This window comes from Arthrobacter sp. KUASC02 (genome assembly GCF_059739395.1).
In genome coordinates this window covers 3,165,288-3,184,305 of record NZ_AP046053.1, presented here as the reverse complement: position 1 = coordinate 3,184,305, position 19,018 = coordinate 3,165,288, and the positions used below count along the sequence as shown (strand labels likewise).

Annotated in this window: 21 protein-coding genes; 14 read left to right on the top strand and 7 right to left on the bottom strand. The window is 66.2% G+C overall.

Features of this window, described 5'->3' with window-relative positions; all coding sequences use genetic code 11:
- Nucleotides 1-30 precede the first annotated feature (30 nt).
- On the top strand, nucleotides 31-369 hold the full coding sequence (locus tag AC6JAC_RS14780) for a CU044_2847 family protein (protein WP_028272181.1): 339 nt from the start codon (nucleotides 31-33) through the stop codon (nucleotides 367-369).
- Nucleotides 370-408: 39 nt separating this feature from the next.
- Here the strand turns inward: AC6JAC_RS14780 and AC6JAC_RS14775 are convergent, their stop codons facing one another.
- Nucleotides 409-618 carry a hypothetical protein gene (locus tag AC6JAC_RS14775; protein WP_028272182.1) on the bottom strand — a complete coding sequence of 70 codons (210 nt, stop codon included), beginning with the start codon at nucleotides 616-618 and terminating at the stop codon, nucleotides 409-411.
- Between the two features lie 149 nt (nucleotides 619-767).
- Nucleotides 768-1,922, bottom strand: coding sequence for a pyridoxal phosphate-dependent aminotransferase (locus AC6JAC_RS14770; protein WP_028272183.1), 1,155 nt, complete (start codon nucleotides 1,920-1,922; stop codon nucleotides 768-770).
- A gap of 99 nt (nucleotides 1,923-2,021) precedes the next feature.
- Here AC6JAC_RS14770 and truB point away from each other — a divergent pair, with 99 nt between their 5' ends.
- Genes truB through AC6JAC_RS14750 form a run of 4 tightly spaced genes read left to right on the top strand, consistent with a single transcriptional unit; the run spans nucleotide 2,022 to nucleotide 5,540 of the window.
- Nucleotides 2,022-2,957 (top strand): tRNA pseudouridine(55) synthase TruB, encoded by a 936-nt coding sequence (truB, locus tag AC6JAC_RS14765; RefSeq protein ID WP_028272184.1) that lies wholly within the window; start codon nucleotides 2,022-2,024, stop codon nucleotides 2,955-2,957.
- A 1-nt stretch (nucleotide 2,958) separates the two neighbouring features.
- Nucleotides 2,959-3,312, top strand: a complete 354-nt coding sequence (locus tag AC6JAC_RS14760) for a hypothetical protein (RefSeq protein ID WP_028272185.1) — start codon at nucleotides 2,959-2,961, stop codon at nucleotides 3,310-3,312.
- Nucleotides 3,313-3,330: 18 nt separating this feature from the next.
- Nucleotides 3,331-3,807 (top strand): hypothetical protein, encoded by a 477-nt coding sequence (locus AC6JAC_RS14755; protein WP_043439233.1) that lies wholly within the window; start codon nucleotides 3,331-3,333, stop codon nucleotides 3,805-3,807.
- A gap of 44 nt (nucleotides 3,808-3,851) precedes the next feature.
- Nucleotides 3,852-5,540, top strand: a complete 1,689-nt coding sequence (locus tag AC6JAC_RS14750) for an HNH endonuclease signature motif containing protein (protein WP_497965215.1) — start codon at nucleotides 3,852-3,854, stop codon at nucleotides 5,538-5,540.
- Nucleotides 5,541-5,618: 78 nt separating this feature from the next.
- Here the strand turns inward: AC6JAC_RS14750 and AC6JAC_RS14745 are convergent, their stop codons facing one another.
- On the bottom strand, nucleotides 5,619-6,044 hold the full coding sequence (locus AC6JAC_RS14745) for a GNAT family N-acetyltransferase (protein WP_028271974.1): 426 nt from the start codon (nucleotides 6,042-6,044) through the stop codon (nucleotides 5,619-5,621).
- Nucleotides 6,045-6,192: 148 nt separating this feature from the next.
- Between AC6JAC_RS14745 and AC6JAC_RS14740 the strand changes: the two genes are divergently transcribed.
- Complete coding sequence (locus tag AC6JAC_RS14740; RefSeq protein WP_028271973.1) at nucleotides 6,193-6,780, top strand: P-loop NTPase family protein; 588 nt, start codon at nucleotides 6,193-6,195, stop codon at nucleotides 6,778-6,780.
- A gap of 62 nt (nucleotides 6,781-6,842) precedes the next feature.
- Here the strand turns inward: AC6JAC_RS14740 and AC6JAC_RS14735 are convergent, their stop codons facing one another.
- Complete coding sequence (locus AC6JAC_RS14735) at nucleotides 6,843-7,682, bottom strand: DUF937 domain-containing protein (RefSeq protein WP_043439082.1); 840 nt, start codon at nucleotides 7,680-7,682, stop codon at nucleotides 6,843-6,845.
- A gap of 244 nt (nucleotides 7,683-7,926) precedes the next feature.
- On the opposite strand from AC6JAC_RS14735, the gene AC6JAC_RS14730 reads away from it, so the two are divergent.
- The 7 genes from AC6JAC_RS14730 (at nucleotide 7,927) to AC6JAC_RS14700 (ending at nucleotide 16,060) form a co-directional block, all read left to right on the top strand.
- Nucleotides 7,927-8,910 carry a bifunctional riboflavin kinase/FAD synthetase gene (locus AC6JAC_RS14730; RefSeq protein ID WP_028271972.1) on the top strand — a complete coding sequence of 328 codons (984 nt, stop codon included), beginning with the start codon at nucleotides 7,927-7,929 and terminating at the stop codon, nucleotides 8,908-8,910.
- A 29-nt stretch (nucleotides 8,911-8,939) separates the two neighbouring features.
- A complete protein-coding gene (gene kynA / locus AC6JAC_RS14725) occupies nucleotides 8,940-9,794 on the top strand; it encodes a tryptophan 2,3-dioxygenase (protein WP_028271971.1) in 855 nt (284 codons plus the stop codon).
- Nucleotides 9,791-11,035 carry a kynureninase gene (gene kynU, locus AC6JAC_RS14720; protein WP_028271970.1) on the top strand — a complete coding sequence of 415 codons (1,245 nt, stop codon included), beginning with the start codon at nucleotides 9,791-9,793 and terminating at the stop codon, nucleotides 11,033-11,035. Before kynA ends, kynU begins: the two co-directional genes overlap by 4 nt.
- 201 nt (nucleotides 11,036-11,236) lie before the next feature.
- Nucleotides 11,237-11,506 carry a 30S ribosomal protein S15 gene (rpsO, locus tag AC6JAC_RS14715; protein WP_028271969.1) on the top strand — a complete coding sequence of 90 codons (270 nt, stop codon included), beginning with the start codon at nucleotides 11,237-11,239 and terminating at the stop codon, nucleotides 11,504-11,506.
- A gap of 246 nt (nucleotides 11,507-11,752) precedes the next feature.
- Nucleotides 11,753-13,993: a polyribonucleotide nucleotidyltransferase gene (locus AC6JAC_RS14710; RefSeq protein WP_028271968.1), complete on the top strand. Its 2,241-nt coding sequence runs from the start codon at nucleotides 11,753-11,755 to the stop codon at nucleotides 13,991-13,993.
- Nucleotides 13,994-14,183: 190 nt separating this feature from the next.
- Complete coding sequence (locus AC6JAC_RS14705; protein WP_497965211.1) at nucleotides 14,184-15,527, top strand: M16 family metallopeptidase; 1,344 nt, start codon at nucleotides 14,184-14,186, stop codon at nucleotides 15,525-15,527.
- 71 nt (nucleotides 15,528-15,598) lie between these two features.
- The gene (locus AC6JAC_RS14700; RefSeq protein WP_497965209.1) at nucleotides 15,599-16,060 is read left to right on the top strand and encodes a DUF1579 domain-containing protein; all 462 of its coding nucleotides are present in this window, start codon (nucleotides 15,599-15,601) and stop codon (nucleotides 16,058-16,060) included.
- 16 nt (nucleotides 16,061-16,076) lie between these two features.
- Here AC6JAC_RS14700 and AC6JAC_RS14695 read toward each other — a convergent pair whose 3' ends face one another.
- On the bottom strand, nucleotides 16,077-16,358 hold the full coding sequence (locus AC6JAC_RS14695; RefSeq protein ID WP_454699913.1) for a hypothetical protein: 282 nt from the start codon (nucleotides 16,356-16,358) through the stop codon (nucleotides 16,077-16,079).
- A gap of 116 nt (nucleotides 16,359-16,474) precedes the next feature.
- Here AC6JAC_RS14695 and AC6JAC_RS14690 point away from each other — a divergent pair, with 116 nt between their 5' ends.
- Nucleotides 16,475-17,593: a helix-turn-helix transcriptional regulator gene (locus tag AC6JAC_RS14690; protein WP_497965207.1), complete on the top strand. Its 1,119-nt coding sequence runs from the start codon at nucleotides 16,475-16,477 to the stop codon at nucleotides 17,591-17,593.
- Nucleotides 17,594-17,604: 11 nt separating this feature from the next.
- Here AC6JAC_RS14690 and AC6JAC_RS14685 read toward each other — a convergent pair whose 3' ends face one another.
- Both AC6JAC_RS14685 and moaA read right to left on the bottom strand, forming a co-directional pair.
- Nucleotides 17,605-17,871 (bottom strand): MoaD/ThiS family protein, encoded by a 267-nt coding sequence (locus tag AC6JAC_RS14685; RefSeq protein ID WP_497965205.1) that lies wholly within the window; start codon nucleotides 17,869-17,871, stop codon nucleotides 17,605-17,607.
- Between the two features lie 4 nt (nucleotides 17,872-17,875).
- Nucleotides 17,876-18,997 (bottom strand): GTP 3',8-cyclase MoaA, encoded by a 1,122-nt coding sequence (gene moaA / locus AC6JAC_RS14680; protein WP_497965203.1) that lies wholly within the window; start codon nucleotides 18,995-18,997, stop codon nucleotides 17,876-17,878.
- Nucleotides 18,998-19,018: the final 21 nt, after the last annotated feature.

Genomic DNA, 19,018 nt, shown 5'->3' with positions numbered 1-19,018 from the left:
CGGCACCATATTCGGCACACGGAGGAAGCCATGACAGAGATACTGCGCTACGAAGTCGGATCCGGCATGGTCCTCGTCGAAGCAGAGGAAAGCAGCTTCGGAGTGGAACACCCTTCGCGGGACGACCAGGGGATCCAGGACACCGGGCGCAGGCTTGAGGATGCCCTCGCGGCCATCCGGCCGGCAGCAAAAGCCGCCGCTGACGTCCTGGCGGACCTGGCGCCGGAACATCTGGAACTTCAGTTCGGCGTGAAATTAGCGGGCGCGGCAGGGGCCATCATCGCCAGGAACGTTGCCGAGGCCCACTTCATTGTCAGGATGTCATGGACGCCCGAGCAGGCGCCGCCCGAGGAGGAAATCGAATACTGAAGGCCCCTGCGGCCCAGGTGTATCGAACTTTGTCCGCGGCTATGTCCGCGACCGGCGGCCGCCGCGCGCCCCCAGGCCGCCGAGAAGCGGCGATCCCATGCCCAGCAGGAAACCGAAGTCGTACCAGTTGCCGGCCCTCGCGTTGTTGTAGAAGGGGAACTCAGCCCATGCGCCGAAAACGTGCGCAATGAGCACGATCCACGCCGTAAAACCGTTCCAGAAGCCCCACAGCAGGTCCTGCCACCACATGATGTTCCTCTCCGGTGCCGCCCCTCCGGTCAGACTAAAGCGCGGACAGCGTCCGCACTAGGGACTCATTGCCCCACTTGGACGCTGTTCCCGCGGGAATCGCGGTTCGGCCGCAGCACGCGGGGCGTCAGTCCTTGGACGTGCAGGTGTCAGCTCCTGGATGGCAAGCGGCCAAGGCCCTCCACGAGTTCAGCCTGCGCGCCGCAGAGCGCAATCCGGATCCAGCCTTCGCCAATGGAACCGAAGGCCGTGCCGGGTGCGAAGGAAACCCCGGCGTCGGCGAGGAACTTTCGGACCCAGGACCGCACATCGCCGCCGCTGACGTGGGATACATCGGCCCAAAGGTAGAACGCACCCTGCGCCGAAAGGAACGGAATGCCCTTGGATGCCAGCACTGCCGAGGCTGCGTCGCGGTTGGCCCGGTAGTGGGCGTGCGCATGGCCCACGTAGTCCTGCGGCCCCTCAAGCGCGGCGAGCGCGGCGTACTGGGACGGAGAGGCGACGCAGGAAACGATCGACTCCATCACATTGTTCATCTTCCGCTCCAGCCCGGGCGGGCAAATGAGCGCGCCGATCCGCAGCCCCGTCAGTCCGTAGGTCTTGGAGAGCGTCAACGAAGTGAAGACCCTGGCCTCCCCGGGGATGTCGCTGTCGAAACGGGCGGGGCTGACATGGGGGACATCGTAGGTGAACGCCTCATAGCATTCGTCGGAGATGATCCAAAGGTCGTGGCGCCGGGCCAGGTCAACGAGGCCGCGGGTGAGGTCGCCGCCAAGCACCGCGCCCAGCGGGTTGGACGGCGAGTTCAGGATCAGCACCTTGGTCTGCGGCGTGATGAGGGCCTCGATGTCCTCGATCCTCGGCTGGAAATCGTGTTCCGGGTACAGCGGGTAGCGCACGGGGACAGCGTGCAGCAGCCGGCTGGTCATGGCGAAGGTGGGGTAGCCCGGATTGGGGATCAGGATTTCGTCGCCGGGGGAGAGCAGCAGGCTCATGGCGAAGTGGAGGCCCTGCTGTGCACCGTCCACGACGTAGACACGTTCGGACCCGACCTCCACGCCGTTGTGCTCACGGAACCTCGCGGCGAATGCCTCGCGGAGGGCGGGGATTCCGGCATTCGGTGTGTAGTTGGTTTCGTCGCGGTCCAGGCATGCCATGCCGGCCTCAAGGACGTGGCGGGGGACGGCGAAGCCTGGTTCGCCGATGCTCAGCACGATGGCTCCGGGGGTGGCCCACGCGGCTTCGGTGATCTCGCGGATCTGGTTGACGGGGAAGTCGTGGACATGGGCGGCAAGCTCGGGCATGTCTGCCATCCTAACGGCCCGCTGCCGGCCGCCCGCGGGACCCGGCCGCCCGCCGTCGTGCGAAACGGGAGCGCCGCGGGCGCGGATATACTGGGAGGCGTGCTTTCTGGACTGGTGATAGTTGACAAGCCGCAAGGATGGACCAGCCACGATGTGGTTGGACGGATGCGGCGGCTGGCCGGTACCCGGAAAGTGGGGCATGCCGGCACGCTGGATCCCATGGCCACGGGTGTCCTGGTCCTTGGGATCAACAAGGCCACGCGGCTGTTGACGTACATCGTGGGCACGTCAAAGACGTATACAGCCACCATCCGCCTGGGCGAATCGACAGTGACGGACGACGCCGAAGGCGAGGTGGTCAGCAGCCAGTCTGCCGCGGCGGTCACCGAGGAAGCCATCCGGGCCGGCGTCGCAGCACTCACCGGCGAGATCCAGCAGGTGCCCAGCAGCGTGAGCGCCATCAAAGTCAACGGCGAACGCGCGTATGCCCGGGTCCGGTCCGGCGAAGACGTGAAGCTTGCTGCACGGCCCGTGACCATCCACCGTTTCGATGTCCATTCGGTCCGCCCGGAGCGCGAAGGCGAGGTCCTCGACGTGGACGTCACCGTGGAGTGCTCGTCCGGAACCTACATCCGGGCCCTGGCACGCGACCTGGGTGAGGCGCTCGGGACGGGAGGCCACCTGACGGCGCTGCGGCGGACCCAGGTAGGCCCCTATACGCTGGACCAGGCCCGGACACTCGAGCAGCTGGCAGAGGAACTGGAAGTCCTGGAGATGTCCCGGGCGGCGCGGGCGCTCATGCCGAACCGGGAGCTCAGCGAGGATGAAGCCACTGAAATCTCCTTCGGCCGGCGGATAGCGGCGGGCGCGGCAGCCGGAACGCCGGACGCTGCTACCGCCGACAATCCCGCCGCCGCTTTCGCGCCCGACGGCTCGCTGGTGGCACTGCTGGCCGACGCCGGCGGCTACGCCAAGCCGGTGCTCGTCTTTGCCCCCAGCAACGAACGGCCCGGCAGCGACGAGCGGGCCAAGTAGCGTGGACGCGTACTTTTACATCATCCTGGCCGTCGGCCTGCTGTCCACGATCGTCTGCGCCGTGGCGGGGATCATGAATAAAGCACCGAACGACGCCACCATCCTGTCCGTGGCCGCCGTCGAACTGGCACTTCTGGTTTACCTTGTCGGCTCCATCGTCCGCGTTTCGTCGGGAGAACAGATGGCCGGGGAACCCTGGGAATTCTGGGGCTATTTGATCACTGCGCTGATCCTGCCCGTTGGCGCCGTGTACTGGTCCATCCTGGAACGCACCCGGTGGAGCAACTTTGTCCTGGCTGCCGTGGGCGTCACAGCCCTTGTCATGGCCGCCCGCATGAACCAGATCTGGTACTGAGTGGAAGAAGCACAAGACGTGACTCCGCAAACCCCCGTCAACAAGACCGACGCGGCACCAAAGGCCCAGTCCAAGGACACCCGGAACACCGGGCCCGGGCGGCTGCTGATCGCCGTCTACGCAGTGTTCGCCATCTCCGCCACGGCGCGCGCCGGCTACCAGATTCTCACCAAGTTCAACGAGGCGCCGCTTGCGTACCTGCTCTCGGCGTTCGCGGCACTCGTCTATGTCGTCGCCACGATCTCCCTGGCGAGGCCGGGCAGGACGTGGTTCAAGGTGTCCGTGGCGGCCGTCCTCGTGGAACTGATTGGCGTGGTGGTGGTCGGAGCGCTCAGCATTTTCGACTCCGTCAACTTCCCGCACGAGACCGTCTGGTCCCTCTTCGGCCGCGGTTACGCATTTGTCCCGCTGCTGCTTCCCATCCTTGGCCTTGTGTGGCTGTACAGGCGGCGGCCGTCAGTGAATTCACCGTCAGCAGGGTCACGGTCGGCCTGACACAGCGGCCGTAAATTGTCGGACCCTCGCGGCAGAGTTATCCCATGGAGGTCTTGGGGGAACTCACAGTTGCAGGAGGGCCGTTGCGGTGGGCGGCATTGCCCGCCGCCGCTTCTGCTGTCCGGTTCTCTTCCGGTCCGGGCCTGCGCCGCCTGCCCGCCGGAGCGCAGCCTTCTCAGGCGTTAGCGTCCGACGGCGGCGGGTCCGGTGATGTCGCCCGGATCCTTGCGCTGCTGGGTGCTTTGAGTTCGACGGCGCTCACCGACGCTGCGGGGATGGGCTTCCGCGAAGCGGCTGACTTCGCGGCGATTGTCGAGGGTATTGCCCGGACGACGGAATACCTGCAAGTGGTTGCCGCCGGGTCCGTGGACCGGACCCGGCGGGAGGCCTCTGCTGCTGCACGGGCTGGCTCGGGGTCCGGGGTTGGTTGGACCACCGGGTGGGGTGAAGCGACCGCCGTGCACGGTCCCATCGACTGGGCCACCAGCGAAGCGGACACCAGCCCAAACGACACCAGCCAGGCTGCCAAAACGGCAGTGAGTGGCGAAGCTTCGGTCCCCGCGGAACCGGACCCTGCGGACGACGGCTGCCGGAACACCACCGAGTTCCTCCGTGCCCGGCTGCGGATCGGTGCCGGCGAAGCCCGCCGGCGGCTCGCCCTGGCCGAGGCGGTCCTGCCCCGCACCGGCATCACGGGACACACCCAACCACCGGAGCGGCCCGAACTCGCCGCCGCCGTCGCAGCCGGGACCGTCGCGTCCCGCTCCGCGACCATCATCACCCTCGCCCTGGACAGGGTCGGCCACCACGCGGATGCGGAAGTTGCCGGCCGGATGGAACACGCCTTGACCCGGGCCGCGGTGGAGCACGACACCGACTTCGTCGCCCGCGTCGCCAGGCAATGGACGGAGGCGATCGACCAGGACGGGTCCGAACCCACCGACACCGAACTCCGGCAACGTCAGGGTGTGTTCATCCGCCAGCCCCGCCGGGGACTCCAGCGGATGGAAATCTTCGCCACCACCGAGCAATCCGAGCACCTGCTGACGGCGATGAACACCGCCACCAACCCCCGCACCCAACCGGGTGAGGGCAGCGCCGGCGACAACAGCACCGGCGCCTTGGATGATCTGGACCAGCGGACCCGGCCGCAGCAGCTCCTGGACGGCCTCGTCGGCGCGGTCAAAGCAGGCCTGACCACAGGCGGCCTTCCTGCCGCTGGAGGGCTCCGGCCCCAGGTCATGGTCACCATCGACTACCGCGACCTCCTGGCCCGGCTGGAGAACCTCGAACACGGCACCGGCATCCCGGGGACGGGCTTATTCACGTTCACCGGCCCCGTCACCGCCGCCACCGTCCGCAAGATCGCCTGCGACGCCGACATCATCCCCGTCCTCCTCGGCAGCCAGGGGCGCATCCTCGACATCGGCCGCACCACCCGGGTCTTCCCGCCGCACATCCGAAAAGCCCTCGCCGCCCGCGACCAAGGCTGCGCCTTCCCGGGCTGCACCATCCCCACACCCTGGTGCGAAGCCCACCACATCACCTACTGGTCACACGGCGGAACCACCAGCACAGACAACGGCACCCTGCTCTGCAGTCACCACCACCACCTGATCCACAAAGAGCAGTGGCAAATCCACGTCAAAACCGGGATCCCCTGGTTCATCCCGCCACCCCACATCGACCCACGACAAATCCCGCGAAGAAACAACTACTTCCGACTCGAGTGAGGCGGCAGCGGTTCAAACCACGCGCTGTCGAGATCCCATGACGACTGCACGGGCCCGCCGCCCGGCCGGCATCCCGGACTACCGGAAGAGGGCGAACATCCTCAGCGGTTCCGGCCTGAAATCCGAGCCTTCTGTGAATCCGAGGGCCTCGTAGAACGCGCGTTGTCCAGGTTCGTTGTCCGTGATGAGCACCGTCTGCCGGACATGCCCGTACCTGGACTGGATGGCTTCCAGCATGGCCCGGCCGGCGCCGGAACCTTGAACTGCCGGGTGGACCAGGATGTCCTGTACGTAGCAGATGGTGGCGTCGTCCGAAATTCCGCGTGCCAGGCCGACGAGCTTTCCTGCCTCATTGCGGCAGGTCACCACAAAGCCTGATCCCTGGAGCGCGCGGAGGAGTACGGCGGGTTCAGCTGTGTAGCTGGTCCAACCCACGGATTCGTACAAGGCAATGACTTCCGCGTCGCAAAGGTCGCTGCTGTCGTGAACGCTGAACTCTGGCATCGGACCAGTGTTACATGGCCGAGGTTTGCAGCAGCAGGTCGGGGCAGTCTCCGACGGCGGCAGATTCAGCCGGGTGCTATCGTGGCAAATCGCGGTGCGCCGGCGTCAACGGACGGCAGAGTGCCGAGCAAAATAGGGGGAGCAGCCCGTGAAATCCATTCCGCCAATTCCAGCCCGGGTTCTGTTCTACGGCGTTACGGGTAGCGGCAAGTCTTCGGCCGCCCACGCTTATGCCGCTGCCTCCGGGCTCCCGGAGTTTTCCGCGGACGACGACATTGGCTGGCTTCCCGGCTGGCAGCAGCGCAGCGTCGAACAGCAACGCGAGATCGCAACGGACGTGGCGGCCCGCGATTCCTGGGTCCTGGACAGCGCCTACGGCGTTTGGCGCGACATCGTGGTACCCTGGGCGGAACTAGTCGTAGCGCTGGACTATCCCCGCTGGCTGTCGCTTGCCAGGCTGACCCGCCGCTCGGTACGCCGAGTCATCACCAGGCAGCCCGTCTGCAATGGAAACGTAGAAACGCTGGCGAGGCTCTTTGCGAAAGACTCGATCTTCTACTGGCATTTCAACTCATTTGCCAGGAAAAAGCGGGTCTTCAGGGCATGGCAGGCCGATCCGGACATGCCGCCGGTGCTGGTGTTTCGCAAGCCCAGGGAACTGGACAACTGGCTGACACAGGTGGCAACAGCCACGTCAGGGCCCGTGGATGCCACCGGAGAATCCGCCCGGCCCTAAATCCGGACCAGGCACGATGATGCTCCCGCACCACGATGGTGCGGGAGCATCAGGCCGCCAGGCTATTTCTTCCCGAAGAGCCCGCCCAACAGCCCGCCGAGCCCGCCGTCGTCGTTCTTTCGCTCCTCGGCGCGCTCACCGGTCTGGTCCTGGGTGCGCTCACCGGGGAGGTCGACGTCGATCAACTCGCCCGGAACGGGCGCACCGCCCTGCTGGATCGGCTGCCCCAGCGGACCCGTCGGAGCCTGCGGGGCCGGAGCCTGCGGGGCCGAGTCGTTGACGGTCTCCGGTACTACCGCATTGCTGGACTGCTGCCCGCCTTGGGCGTCTCCGCCGAAAATGCCCCCAAGGATGTCGCCGAGTCCGCCCTGCCCCGCGGCGCCGCCCTGCGAAGCGCCGCCAAGAATGCCACCCAGAATGCCGCCGAGATCGATGCCCCCGGGTCCGCCAGTGTTGCCGGAAGAGTCGCCGCCCGCAACGCCACCCGCATTCCGTCCGCCGAGGATCTTGTTGGCGAGGTAGGACATCACGATCGGCGCGAGAATGGGCAGGAGTTTCCGGACGAGGTCTCCGCCAACGCCGCCCAGGTTGGCCGTCCCTGCGAGCTGGCTGGCCACTTGGTCCTGCTGGCCGCCGAAAACATGGCTGACAATCTTCTCGCCGTCGGACGTGTCCACCTGCGAAACGTCCACACCGCCTGCAATGAGCCCGTCCTGGTGCTGGGCCAGTGCCGACTCCAGGGAGGCCGCACCCTCCGGCGCCTGTGCGTTGCTCTGCATGCCCGCAAGGAGGGTGGGCACCGCGGCCTCCACGGCGGCCTGGGCGGACTCCCGGTCCGTGCCTAGCAATCCGGCAATCTGGTCAACAGGAATCTGTTCCAAAATCTCGCGGATGTCAGTCATAGGACTCTCCTTCAGCCCGGCGGGCAGCGCGGGCATCGTTGGCTGCGGCGCGCAGTTGCGTCGCCGGATGCTGCCCTTGCATCCTAGTCCCGGGCGGGAGGCCGGGGAAGGAAAGGACGGGGCGGCGGAAGCCGGGGCCGGCATCGGCGTCGGTTAGCACAGGCAAATGCGGGTAATCTAGGAGAGTTCCGGGCCCGGCGCGGTTTTCGGACGAGTCAATGGCAGGCAGTAAAAGGCGAGGTTGATGGTCCACATCTGGAACGATCCGTCCGAGGTCCCCGCGGACTTCGGCCCTACCGTTGTCACGTTCGGCAATTTCGACGGGGTACACCGCGGGCACCAGCAGGTACTTTCCCAGCTGATCCGCACGGCCCGCCTCAACGGCGCGCGCGCTGTCGCAGTGACATTTGACCCCCACCCGGCACAGGTGCACCGGCCCGAGTCCGCACCGGAGCTCATCATGGGCCTCGAGGACAAGCTCGTTGCCCTCGGCGAGCTGGGGTTGGATGCCGTCCTGGTCATGAAATACTCCCTGGAGCTCGCCAGCCTGACACCTGAAGAATTTGTCTCCGGGGTCCTAGTCGACAGCCTCAAGGCCAGCCATGTGGTGATCGGCCATGACGCCCGCTTTGGCCGCGGCAACTCCGGCGACCTGTCCACCATGCAGGAACTGGGGGAGAAGTTCGGCTTTACCGTGCAGGTCATCAGTGAGTTCGGCTCCGAAGGGTTCCCCATCCACGACGACGGCGGTGAGGACCGCCGTTGCTCGTCCACCTGGGTGCGTGAGGCGCTGCGGGACGGAGACGTCACCACGGCGGCTGCCGTGCTGGGCCGCCCGCACCGGATGCGCGGAGAAGTGGTCCACGGCGCCGCCCGCGGCCGTGCGCTGGGTTTCCCCACCGCCAACCTGGCCTCCGAAGCCAGCGGCTACATCCCGGCCGACGGCATCTACGCCGGCTGGCTCGTGGACCAGGCCGGCACGAGGTGGCCGGCTGCCATCTCCGTGGGTTCCAACCCCACGTTCGACGGCGTGAGCCGGCAGGTCGAGGCACACGTCATCGACCGCCCGGAAGAACCGGTTGAGAACTTCGATCTGTACGGCCAGACAGTAGTGGTGGAGTTCGCGGCACGGCTGCGGGGCATGGTGGCGTACCGTGGGCCGGAAGCGCTCGTCGAACAGATGCGCCTGGACGTCGTCCAGGCCCACGACATCCTGTTCCGGCGCTGACCCCAGTCACTGGCAAGGAAGGCACCGCTGTGTCCGTTGAGAAGAACACGAGGAAACTGGAAAAGGACATCGTCCGGGATTTCAGTTCACGGATGAGCTACGCGTCGTACTTGCAGCTTCCCACACTGCTCAGTGCGCAGCAGCCGGTCAGCGATCCGGAGCACCACGACGAACTGCTCTTCATCATCCAGCACCAGACCACCGAACTGTGGCTGAAGCTGGTCCTTCACGAGCTGCGCAGCGCCGCGGCCTGGCTCCGCAGCGACGACCTCGGCTCCGCCCTGAAGGCGATTGCGCGCGTCAAGCACATCCAGAAGACCCTGACTGAGCAATGGTCCGTGCTGGCCACGCTGACGCCCACCGAGTATTCGCAGTTCCGCGGTTTCCTGGGCAACTCCTCCGGATTCCAGTCCAGCCAGTACCGGGCGGTGGAGTTCGTCCTCGGCAACAAAAACCGCAAGATGCTTCCCGTGTTCGAATCCGATCCCGAGGCCCACGAGCAGCTGCGCCACGTCCTTGAAGCGCCCAGCATCTACGACGAATTCCTGGCGTACCTCAACCGCCAGGGCTTCGCCATTCCTGCATCCCTGCTGGAACGCGACGTCACCAAAGCCCACGAATTCTGCCCCGAACTCGTCCCCGTGTTCAAGCACATCTACGAAAACGCGGCGGACAACTGGGGCGCCTACGAGGCATGCGAGGAACTCGTGGACCTGGAAGACAACTTCCAGCTGTGGCGGTTCCGGCATTTGCGGACGGTGCAACGGACCATCGGCATGAAGTCGGGCACCGGCGGCTCCAGCGGCGCCGCGTTCCTGCAGAAGGCCCTGGAACTGACCTTCTTCCCAGAACTTTTCGCCGTCCGGACGGAGATCGGCCAATGAGCACGGTTCACGGGACCCAGGACGCCCTGCTGCAGCGCGCCGTCGAGCTTGATGCCGCGGACCCGCTGGCCGGCTACCGCGACCACTTCGTCGGAACCGACACTGACCTGTCCTACCTGGACGGAAACTCACTGGGCCGCCCGCTCAAGCGGACCGTCACGGACATCAGCGCCTTTATCCAGGAGAACTGGGGCGGCCGGCTGATCCGCGGCTGGGACGAGGAATGGCTCGCCCTGCCGGAAGCCATCGGCGACCAGCTTGGCCGGGCGGTGCTTGGCGCGGCTCCCGGGCAGACCATCATCGCCGACTCCACCACCGTTGTCCTCTACAAGCTGGTCCGCGCAGCCCTCGCCGCCGTCAAGGACCCCGCCAGGACCGAAATCGTGCTGGACACGGACAACTTTCCGACGGACCGCTACCTCCTGGAAGGCATCGCCCGCGAAGAAGGACTGACGCTGCGTTGGATCGACGCCGATCCCGCCGCCGGCGTAAGCGTAGACCAGGTGCGGGAGGCAACAGGGCCGTCCACCGCCGTCGTGGTCCTGAGCCAGATCGCCTACCGCTCCGGCTACCTCGCCGACCTGCCGGCCATCACCGCTGCAGTGCACGACGCCGGCGCGCTGGTGGTGTGGGACCTGTGCCATTCGGCGGGGTCGGTGGAGATCGAGCTCGACGCCGCCGGCGTCGACTTCGCCGCCGGCTGCACGTACAAGTACCTCAACGGCGGGCCGGGCTCCCCGGCCTTCGCGTACATCAACGCCCGCCACCTGCCCGGGTTGAGCCAGCCGATCTGGGGATGGATGGGCCGCAAGGATGCCTTCGAAATGGCCGCCGGCTATGAGCCGGCTCCGGGGATCCGCGGATTCCTCAGCGGAACGCCGGCAATTTTCGGCATGATCGCCATGCGCGGCACCCTGGACCTGATCGAAGAGGCCGGCATGTCCGCGTTGCGGGAAAAGTCCCGGAAGCTGACGGCGTATGCCCTCGAACTCCATGATGCGTGGCTGGCTCCTGCCGGCGTGCAGCTGGCCACGCCGCGGGAGGCGGAGCAGCGGGGGAGCCACATCACTGTGGACCACCCGGACTTCCGCCAAATGACAGCAGAGCTCTGGGCCCAGGACGTCATCCCGGACTTCCGCGCTCCGCAAGGCATCCGCATCGGGCTGTCGCCGCTGAGTACATCCTTCACGGAGGTCTACCGCGGCGTTGCCGCGATCCGCGATCTGCTGGCGCGCGCGTAAGGGGCCGCCGTAGGCGGCCGCGGGGCAGGTTTCGACAAGATTGCGGCCGGGCCGGTAAACTAAACGTTGGATCCGGCTGCAGTCCGTGGCGGCTGGCTCTTGTCATGTAATGGAATCCCCGAATTTGCGGGGATTTCCGCGCAGGCACACCCGGCAGTGAATTACTGATTCGGGCCTCACGGCACATCTCTAGGAGTTATTGTGGCACTTGACGCCGCTGTAAAGCAGTCCATCATCAAGGATTTCGCAACGTCCGAAGGCGACACCGGTTCACCGGAGGTCCAGGTTGCAGTCCTGACTCAGCGGATCAAGGATCTCACTGAGCACATGAAGGAGCACAAGCACGACTTCCACACCCAGCGCGGTCTGCTGGCCATGGTTGGCCGTCGCAAGCGTATGCTCACCTACCTCAAGAACACTGACATTGCACGCTACCGTGCGCTCATCGAGCGCCTCGGCCTGCGCCGCTAGTCAGCTCCAAGGGGCGGCCCATCCCACCCGGACGGGCCGCCTCCTGCAGTACAAAAACTAAACAGGAGGATCAACCGCATCACGCATTCGCGGTCCTCGGTAGTGATTCCCGGGAACGGCTTCGAAGAGTGAAGCCCGGCCCGTGGGTCTCGATCGATGACCGGGTGCAGTGCAGGCCAGTAGACAGATGCTGGACTGGGTTGATGCGGCTGGACTTCCGTTAACCAAGAAACGGAGGTGACTCTCTTGGAGGGTCCCGAAATCCAGTTCTCAGAAGCCGTCATTGACAATGGCCGCTTTGGCAAGCGTGTAATCCGCTTCGAAACCGGCCGTCTTGCCAAGCAGGCAGCCGGCGCAGCCATGGTGTACATCGACGAAGACACCGCGCTGCTGTCCGCAACCACCGCCGGCAAGCACCCGCGTGAAGGTTTCGACTTCTTCCCGCTGACCGTTGACGTCGAAGAGCGTATGTACGCCGCCGGCCGCATCCCGGGTTCGTTCTTCCGCCGCGAAGGCCGCCCGTCCACCGAAGCCATCCTGGCTTGCCGCCTCATGGACCGCCCGCTGCGTCCGGCCTTCATCAAGGGCCTGCGCAACGAGGTCCAGATCGTCGTCACCGTCCTGGCGATCAACCCGGACGAGCTCTACGACGTCGTGGCCATCAACGCCTCGTCCATGTCCACCCAGCTCTCCGGCCTGCCGTTCTCCGGCCCGATCGGCGGCGTCCGCGTTGCCCTCGTGGCTGACGAGCAGGGCTCGCAGTGGGTTGCGTTCCCGAAGCACTCGCAGCTCGAGAACTCCGTATTCAACATGGTTGTAGCCGGCCGCATTGCCGGTGACGACGTCGCCATCATGATGGTTGAAGCCGAAGCGACCGACAACTCCTGGAACCTCATCAAGGAACAGGGCGCCACCGCTCCCACCGAAGAGGTTGTTTCCGAGGGCCTCGAGGCTGCCAAGCCGTTCATCAAGGCACTCTGCGACGCCCAAGCCGACCTGGCTGCCCGCGCCGCCAAGCCGACCGTCGAATTCCCGGTCTTCCTCGACTACGAGGACGACGTCTACGCCGCTGTTGAGGCTGCCGCTGCTGAGAAGCTTGCTGCTGTCTTCCAGATCGCTGACAAGCAGGAGCGCGACACCGCTTCGGACGAGCTCAAGGACGAAGTCACCTCTTCGCTCGCCGGCCAGTTCGAGGGACGCGAGAAGGAACTGTCCGCAGCGTTCCGCTCGGTGACCAAGCAGGTTGTGCGCCAGCGCATCCTGAAGGACCAGATCCGCATCGACGGCCGCGGCCTGACGGACATCCGCCAGCTCACCGCCGAGGTCGAGGTTCTGCCCCGCGTTCACGGTTCGGCTATCTTCGAGCGCGGCGAAACCCAGATCATGGGTGTCACCACGCTGAACATGCTGAAGATGGAACAGCAGATCGACTCGCTGTCGCCGGTAACGCGCAAGCGCTACATGCACAACTACAACTTCCCGCCGTACTCCACCGGTGAGACCGGCCGCGTGGGCTCGCCCAAGCGCCGCGAAATCGGTCACGGCGCCCTGGCCGAGCGCGCGCTCGTGCCCGTGCTGCCGTCCCGCGAGGAATTCCCCTACGCCATCCGCCAGGTGTCTGAAGCCCTCAGCTCCAACGGTTCGACGTCGATGGGTTCCGTCTGCGCCTCCACGCTGTCGATGCTCAACGCCGGTGTGCCGCTGAAGGCTGCCGTTGCCGGCATCGCCATGGGCCTGGTTTCCGACCAGGTTGACGGCCAGACCCGTTACGCAGCACTCACGGACATCCTGGGCGCCGAAGATGCTTTCGGTGACATGGACTTCAAGGTTGCCGGTACCTCCGAATTCGTCACGGCCATCCAGCTGGACACGAAGCTCGACGGCATCCCGGCCTCCGTTCTGGCCGCCGCCCTGAAGCAGGCACGCGAAGCCCGCCTGCACATCCTCGAGGTCATCAACTCCGCGATCGACACCCCGGACGAGCTCTCCGAGTTCGCTCCGCGTGTCATCGCGGTCAAGATCCCCGTGGACAAGATCGGCGAGGTCATTGGGCCCAAGGGCAAGATGATCAACCAGATCCAGGAAGACACCGGCGCGGACATCTCCATCGAGGACGACGGCACCGTGTACATCGGCGCCACCAACGGCCCGTCCGCCGACGCCGCACGCTCCGCGATCAACGCCATCGCCAACCCGCAGGTTCCGGAAATCGGCGAGCGCTACCTGGGCACGGTCGTCAAGACCACCACCTTCGGTGCCTTCATTTCCCTCACCCCGGGCAAGGACGGCCTGCTGCACATCTCCGAGCTGCGCAAGATCGCCGGGGGCAAGCGCGTGGACAACGTCGAGGACGTCGTCTCCGTGGGCCAGAAGATCCAGGTCGAAATCACCAAGATCGACGACCGCGGAAAGCTGTCCCTGTCCCCGGTTATCGCCGAGGAAGAAGGCGCTGAAAGCGCTGAGACCGTCGAGGCAGCCGCAGAGTAGTCTGCAACGCACTTCGTAGTCCAAGCACGACGGCGGGGCCGGTGGATCATCCACCGGCCCCGCCGCCGTTAAGCCGCCCCGCCTCGTAAAACCGGGCCCGTCCGCACCGCGCCCCTCCATGAGGTTCCGGGCGAGTGGTCCGCTGGTACGATGGCAGGCAGATTTGGCACCGTTTTCCTGAAAGGCCTTGATGACTGTCGTACCCCTGCCGCTGGTGCAGAACCATCCCGGAGACACCCTGATCCACGGAGCCGACGGCGGGTCCGTTGTTCGCCGGTCCGTGCTCCCCGGCGGTGTGCGTGTACTGACGGAGGCAATGCCCGGCCAGCGCTCCGCGACCATCGGTTTCTGGGTGGGCGTGGGTTCGCGGGACGAAGCCCACGGCCAGCACGGTTCCACCCACTTCCTGGAGCACCTGCTGTTCAAGGGCACCCGGCGGCGCACCGCCCTGGAAATCGCCTCCGCCTTCGACGAGGTGGGCGGGGAGTCCAACGCCGCCACGGCGAAGGAAAGCACGTGCTACTTCGCCCGGGTCCTGGACACTGACCTGCCGATGGCCATCGACGTCATCGCGGACATGATCACCGGCGCTGTCCTGGATCCGCAGGAGATGGAGCAGGAGCGGGACGTCATCCTTGAGGAAATCGCAATGGACAGCGACGACCCCACGGACGTCGCCCACGAGCATTTCGTCGCGGCGGTGTTGGGAACCCACCCGCTGGGACGCCCGATTGGCGGGACCCCGGAAGCCATCCGGGCCGTTGCCCGCGATTCCGTCTGGGACCACTACCGCCGCTACTACCGTCCGGACGAGCTGGTCATCACCGCCGCCGGCGGGCTGGACCACGACGTCGTCTGCGGACTTGTGGTGGAAGCGCTCCAGCAGGCGGGCTGGGCGCTGGAGCCCGGTGCCGCTCCCGTAGAAAGGCGCTCCACCGATCGGGCCGAAATTTCCGGCACGGCCGGACTCCATGTGGTGAAGCGGCCCGTTGAGCAGGCGAACATCATCATGGGGTGCCCCACGATCGTTGCCACGGACGGCCGCCGCTATGTCATGAGCGTGCTCAATGCGGTGCTGGGCGGCGGCATGTCCTCCCGGCTGTTCCAGGAGGTTCGCGAGAAGCGCGGCCTGGTGTATTCCACATACTCCTTTGCATCGTCTTACGCCGATGCCGGCTACTTCGGCATGTATGCGGGGTGCACACCGTCGAAGGTCCGCCAGGTGATTGAGCTCCTGGGCGCCGAACTGGACAAGCTGGCAGAGCACGGCATTTCCGACGACGAACTCAAGAAGGCCGTGGGCCAGCTCTGCGGCGGGATCGTCCTGGCGCTCGAGGACACCGGATCGCGGATGTCCAGGCTGGGACGGGCCGAGCTCGTGTCCGGCGAATACCAGGACATCGAGGAGACGCTCCGGCAGATCAAGAGCGTCACCGTGGAACAGGTGCGCGAGCTGGCGCGGGAACTGGCTGCAGCGCCCCGGACGGTAACGGTCGTGGGTCCGTTCGAAGAAGGCGAAACCTTCGGCCTCTAGGCCGGGCCCCTGAAACTGGACAAGTCCACGCGCGGGCGTGATGATGAAGCCGGGGCCACACTGGAGGAACTATGGACCGCCTGCACCCGGGGACTGCACAGCAAGAGCTGCACGCTTTCCTCGGGCATTGGACCGGGACCACACGCATCGAGGCGACGCAACGAAGGCCTGCACGGACAGCAGCTGCTGAATTGACCTTCGCCACGGCTGCCGGCGGGTATGCGGTGCTGCAAAGCTACCGCCACACAGAAAATGACGGGATCCGTTTCGAGCGGCATGGCATGTTCACCATGGACGCCGACCACCCGGACACTGTCTGGTACCACGTGGACAGCGTGGGACTGCCGCGGGAAGCCCCGACGCGCTGCAGCCTGCACAACGGAGTACTCACCGTGGAGCGCCGCAACGGACGGGACACGTCCCGGCACACCTTCCGGGTGGACGACGGCGTGCTGACGCACACTTCCGAAGTCCGCCTTGCGGACGCCGCGGCCTTCACTCCTTTCATGACCTCCGTCTGCCGCCGCACATGAGGCCCCTCCGGTAGCCTTAGCCTGCTGACTCCAGGATCCGGGTTTTCGGAGCACCTTGGAGGGCAGGGGCCGCCGCGGGGGAATTCCACACCTTTTGCTGAAGGCTGGCCAGCAGGGCCTCGGCCTGCTCCCGGCTCCCCAGATCAAGCTCAACCACTACGTAGTGCGGATCGTCCACCGGCCGGCTGATCCGGTGCGCGGTCACGCCCGAAGCCGCGCGGTTTACCGGATCCCGGTCGAAAGCCGACTTCCACAGGCTAAAATCCTTGATTCCGTGCTCTATCTGCAGGGTGTACATCACAGACTCTCCTTCCGGTTGGCTGTCCCGTGGTTAGGGATGCTTCACGCTAGGCCCGGCCGGTCGGAGCGCGGTATCCCAGAATTCTGGGCGTGTCCGCGGGCCATACTGTTTCCATGACCACGAATTGGGCGGTGAGCCGGAGCCTGGACAGAATTGGAGGGCTCTGCCGTGAGTCCTTGGAGGACCACGGCTTGCGGGCAGCGCTCTTGGCCGAGCTGGGCAGCATCGTTCCGTTCAGGTGGTTTGCATGGCCCCTGACCGACCCCGGGTCCTGCACCGGCATCTCACCGATGGCGCGCACTCCCTGCCCGCAGGAACTGCCCGCCCTGATCAGGCTGAAGTACATAACGGCACCAGGCCGCTGGACGTCGCTGCTGGCGGGCGGCCGGGCTGCAGTGACGCTGCGAACGGCAACCGGGGGAGACCCGGTGCGAAGCCCGCTGTGGAACGGTGTCCTCCGCCGGTACGGCGTAGCGGACGTCTTGTCCGCGGTGTTCGCCGACGGCCACGGCTGCTGGGGCTGGCTCGACCTGTGGCGGACGGCCGACGACGGACCATTCACCGAACGCGAAACGATGCACCTGGCAGCGGCGGCGCCCGTCATCGCGGCGGGCCTGCGGCGAAGCAGGGCAGCGCAGATGCGGCGGGATGCCCAGACCCGCCGCGACCCGCCGCCGACGTTCGGGCTGCCCCAACAAGCGGTGCTCACACTGGACACCGAGCTGACCGTAACAAGCCGAAGCGCCTCGGCCGGCGACTGGCTTGGTCTGTTGCAACCGGGCCCCAGCCCCTACGAGGCCATACCGGCCGAGGTCTACAACGTGGCGGCCCAACTCCTGGCCGTCGAGGCCGGGGTGGACTCCCACGCGGCGTCCGCCAGGGTCCCGATCGGCCTGGGCCGGTGGGCTGTCCTGCGGTCATTCCGCCTGGATGCCGGAACAGATCCGGCAGCGAGGCTGGCTGTGACCATCCAGGAGTGCCCGGCAGGGGAGAGGCTCGACGTCTTCGCCCGGTGCTTTGGCCTGACGCCGCGGCAGCGCAGCATTCTTGAGCTCGCCGCGGGCGGACTGGACACTGCGGCGTTGGCAGCAGCCCTGGGCATCAGCCCTTACACGGTGCAGGACCAGTTCAAACTGGTTTTTGCGGCATGCGGGGTACGGAGCAGGAACTCCTTGCTGGCTTTGGCCCTCGGCACCGAACACGGCCGTCACGTCGGGCCGCCGAATCCCTAGCCGCTGAATCCCTACCCGCCGGCAAACGGCGGAAGCACGTCCACCACGTCGTTCGGTCCCAGGACCACGGACCGGTCGCGGACGGCCACTTCGTTGAGCAGGAAACTGCTTCGCGAAAGAAGCCTCCCAAGGGGAGGCGTGCCGGCGGGCGGAGCCGGCCGGTCGACGTCGAGCACGGCGCTTAACAGCGATTCCATGGTGGAGCCGGCCGGAAGCTCAAAGCGTTCCTCTTCCACCCCTGCCGCCGCGCGCGCGGCAGCGAAGTAACGTACGTTCAATGCCTTAGCCTCCGATGGCGCTCATGCTGCGGTCCGGCTGGACAAAGTCCGGGGCGTCCAGTCCGACGTGGTCCATGCCGTGGGCCTTGGGCTTGAGCCACATGGCGTCCTGCCAGCGTTCGGCGAGCTGCTGGTCAGTGGCGCCCTCGCGCAGCAGCCCCAGCAGATCGAATTCTTCGCGTGAGAACAGGCAGCTCATGATCTTGCCCTCGGCCGTGATCCGGGTGCGCTTGCAGTCCGAGCAGAACGGCTCGGTGACAGAGGCGATGATTCCGACCGTGCCCAGCACGGGGCCGGTGGCGTCAGCGGATCCCGGCGTCCGGCGTCGTACCTCGAAGCGTTCGGCCGGGGCGCCGTCTCGGTCCCTGGGATCGGCGCTGAGCACATAATCGACGGACAGGAGTTCGCGGATTTCGGCGGCGGTGACCATGTTCCGGCGGGTCCACCCGTGGTCGGCGTCCAGCGGCATTTGTTCAATGAAGCGGAGTTCGTACCCGCGGTCCAGCGCCCAGGCCAGCAGGGACGGGGATTCGGCGTCGTTGATTCCCCGCATCAGCACGGCGTTGAGCTTCACGGGACCGAGTCCGGCTGCCCACGCGGCATCCACGCCGGCGAGGACCTTGTCCAGGAAAGGCCTGCGGGTCAGTTTGGCGAACGTTTCCTCGTGCAGGGAATCCAGCGAAACGTTGATCCGGGAAAGTCCGGCGGCTTTCAGCCCCGCTGCCTTCTTGTCCAGGCCGACGGCGTTCGTGGTCATGGAAATCGGCAGCTGCGGGTGGGCCTTGCGCAGGGCGGAAATGATGTCGAGCAGGTCAGCCCGGACCAGGGGTTCGCCGCCGGTGAGGCGCAGTTCGCGCACGCCCAGCAGGTCGACGCCGATCCGTACTATCCTGACGATTTCCTCGGCGGACATCACGGCCTGCTTGGCCAGCCACTCGAGGCCTTCGGCCGGCATGCAATAGGTGCAGCGCAGATTGCATTTGTCCGTCAGGGACAGCCTCATGTCCGTGGCACGGCGTCCGTAGCGGTCCATGAGGCCCGCAGGCGTGCCCGCCGGCCGCGACGGCACCACCGGATCCGAACCTGCCCCCTCCCGGGGTTGCGGCATACCAAGCTGAACACTCATAAATTCAGGCTACGCCACGTT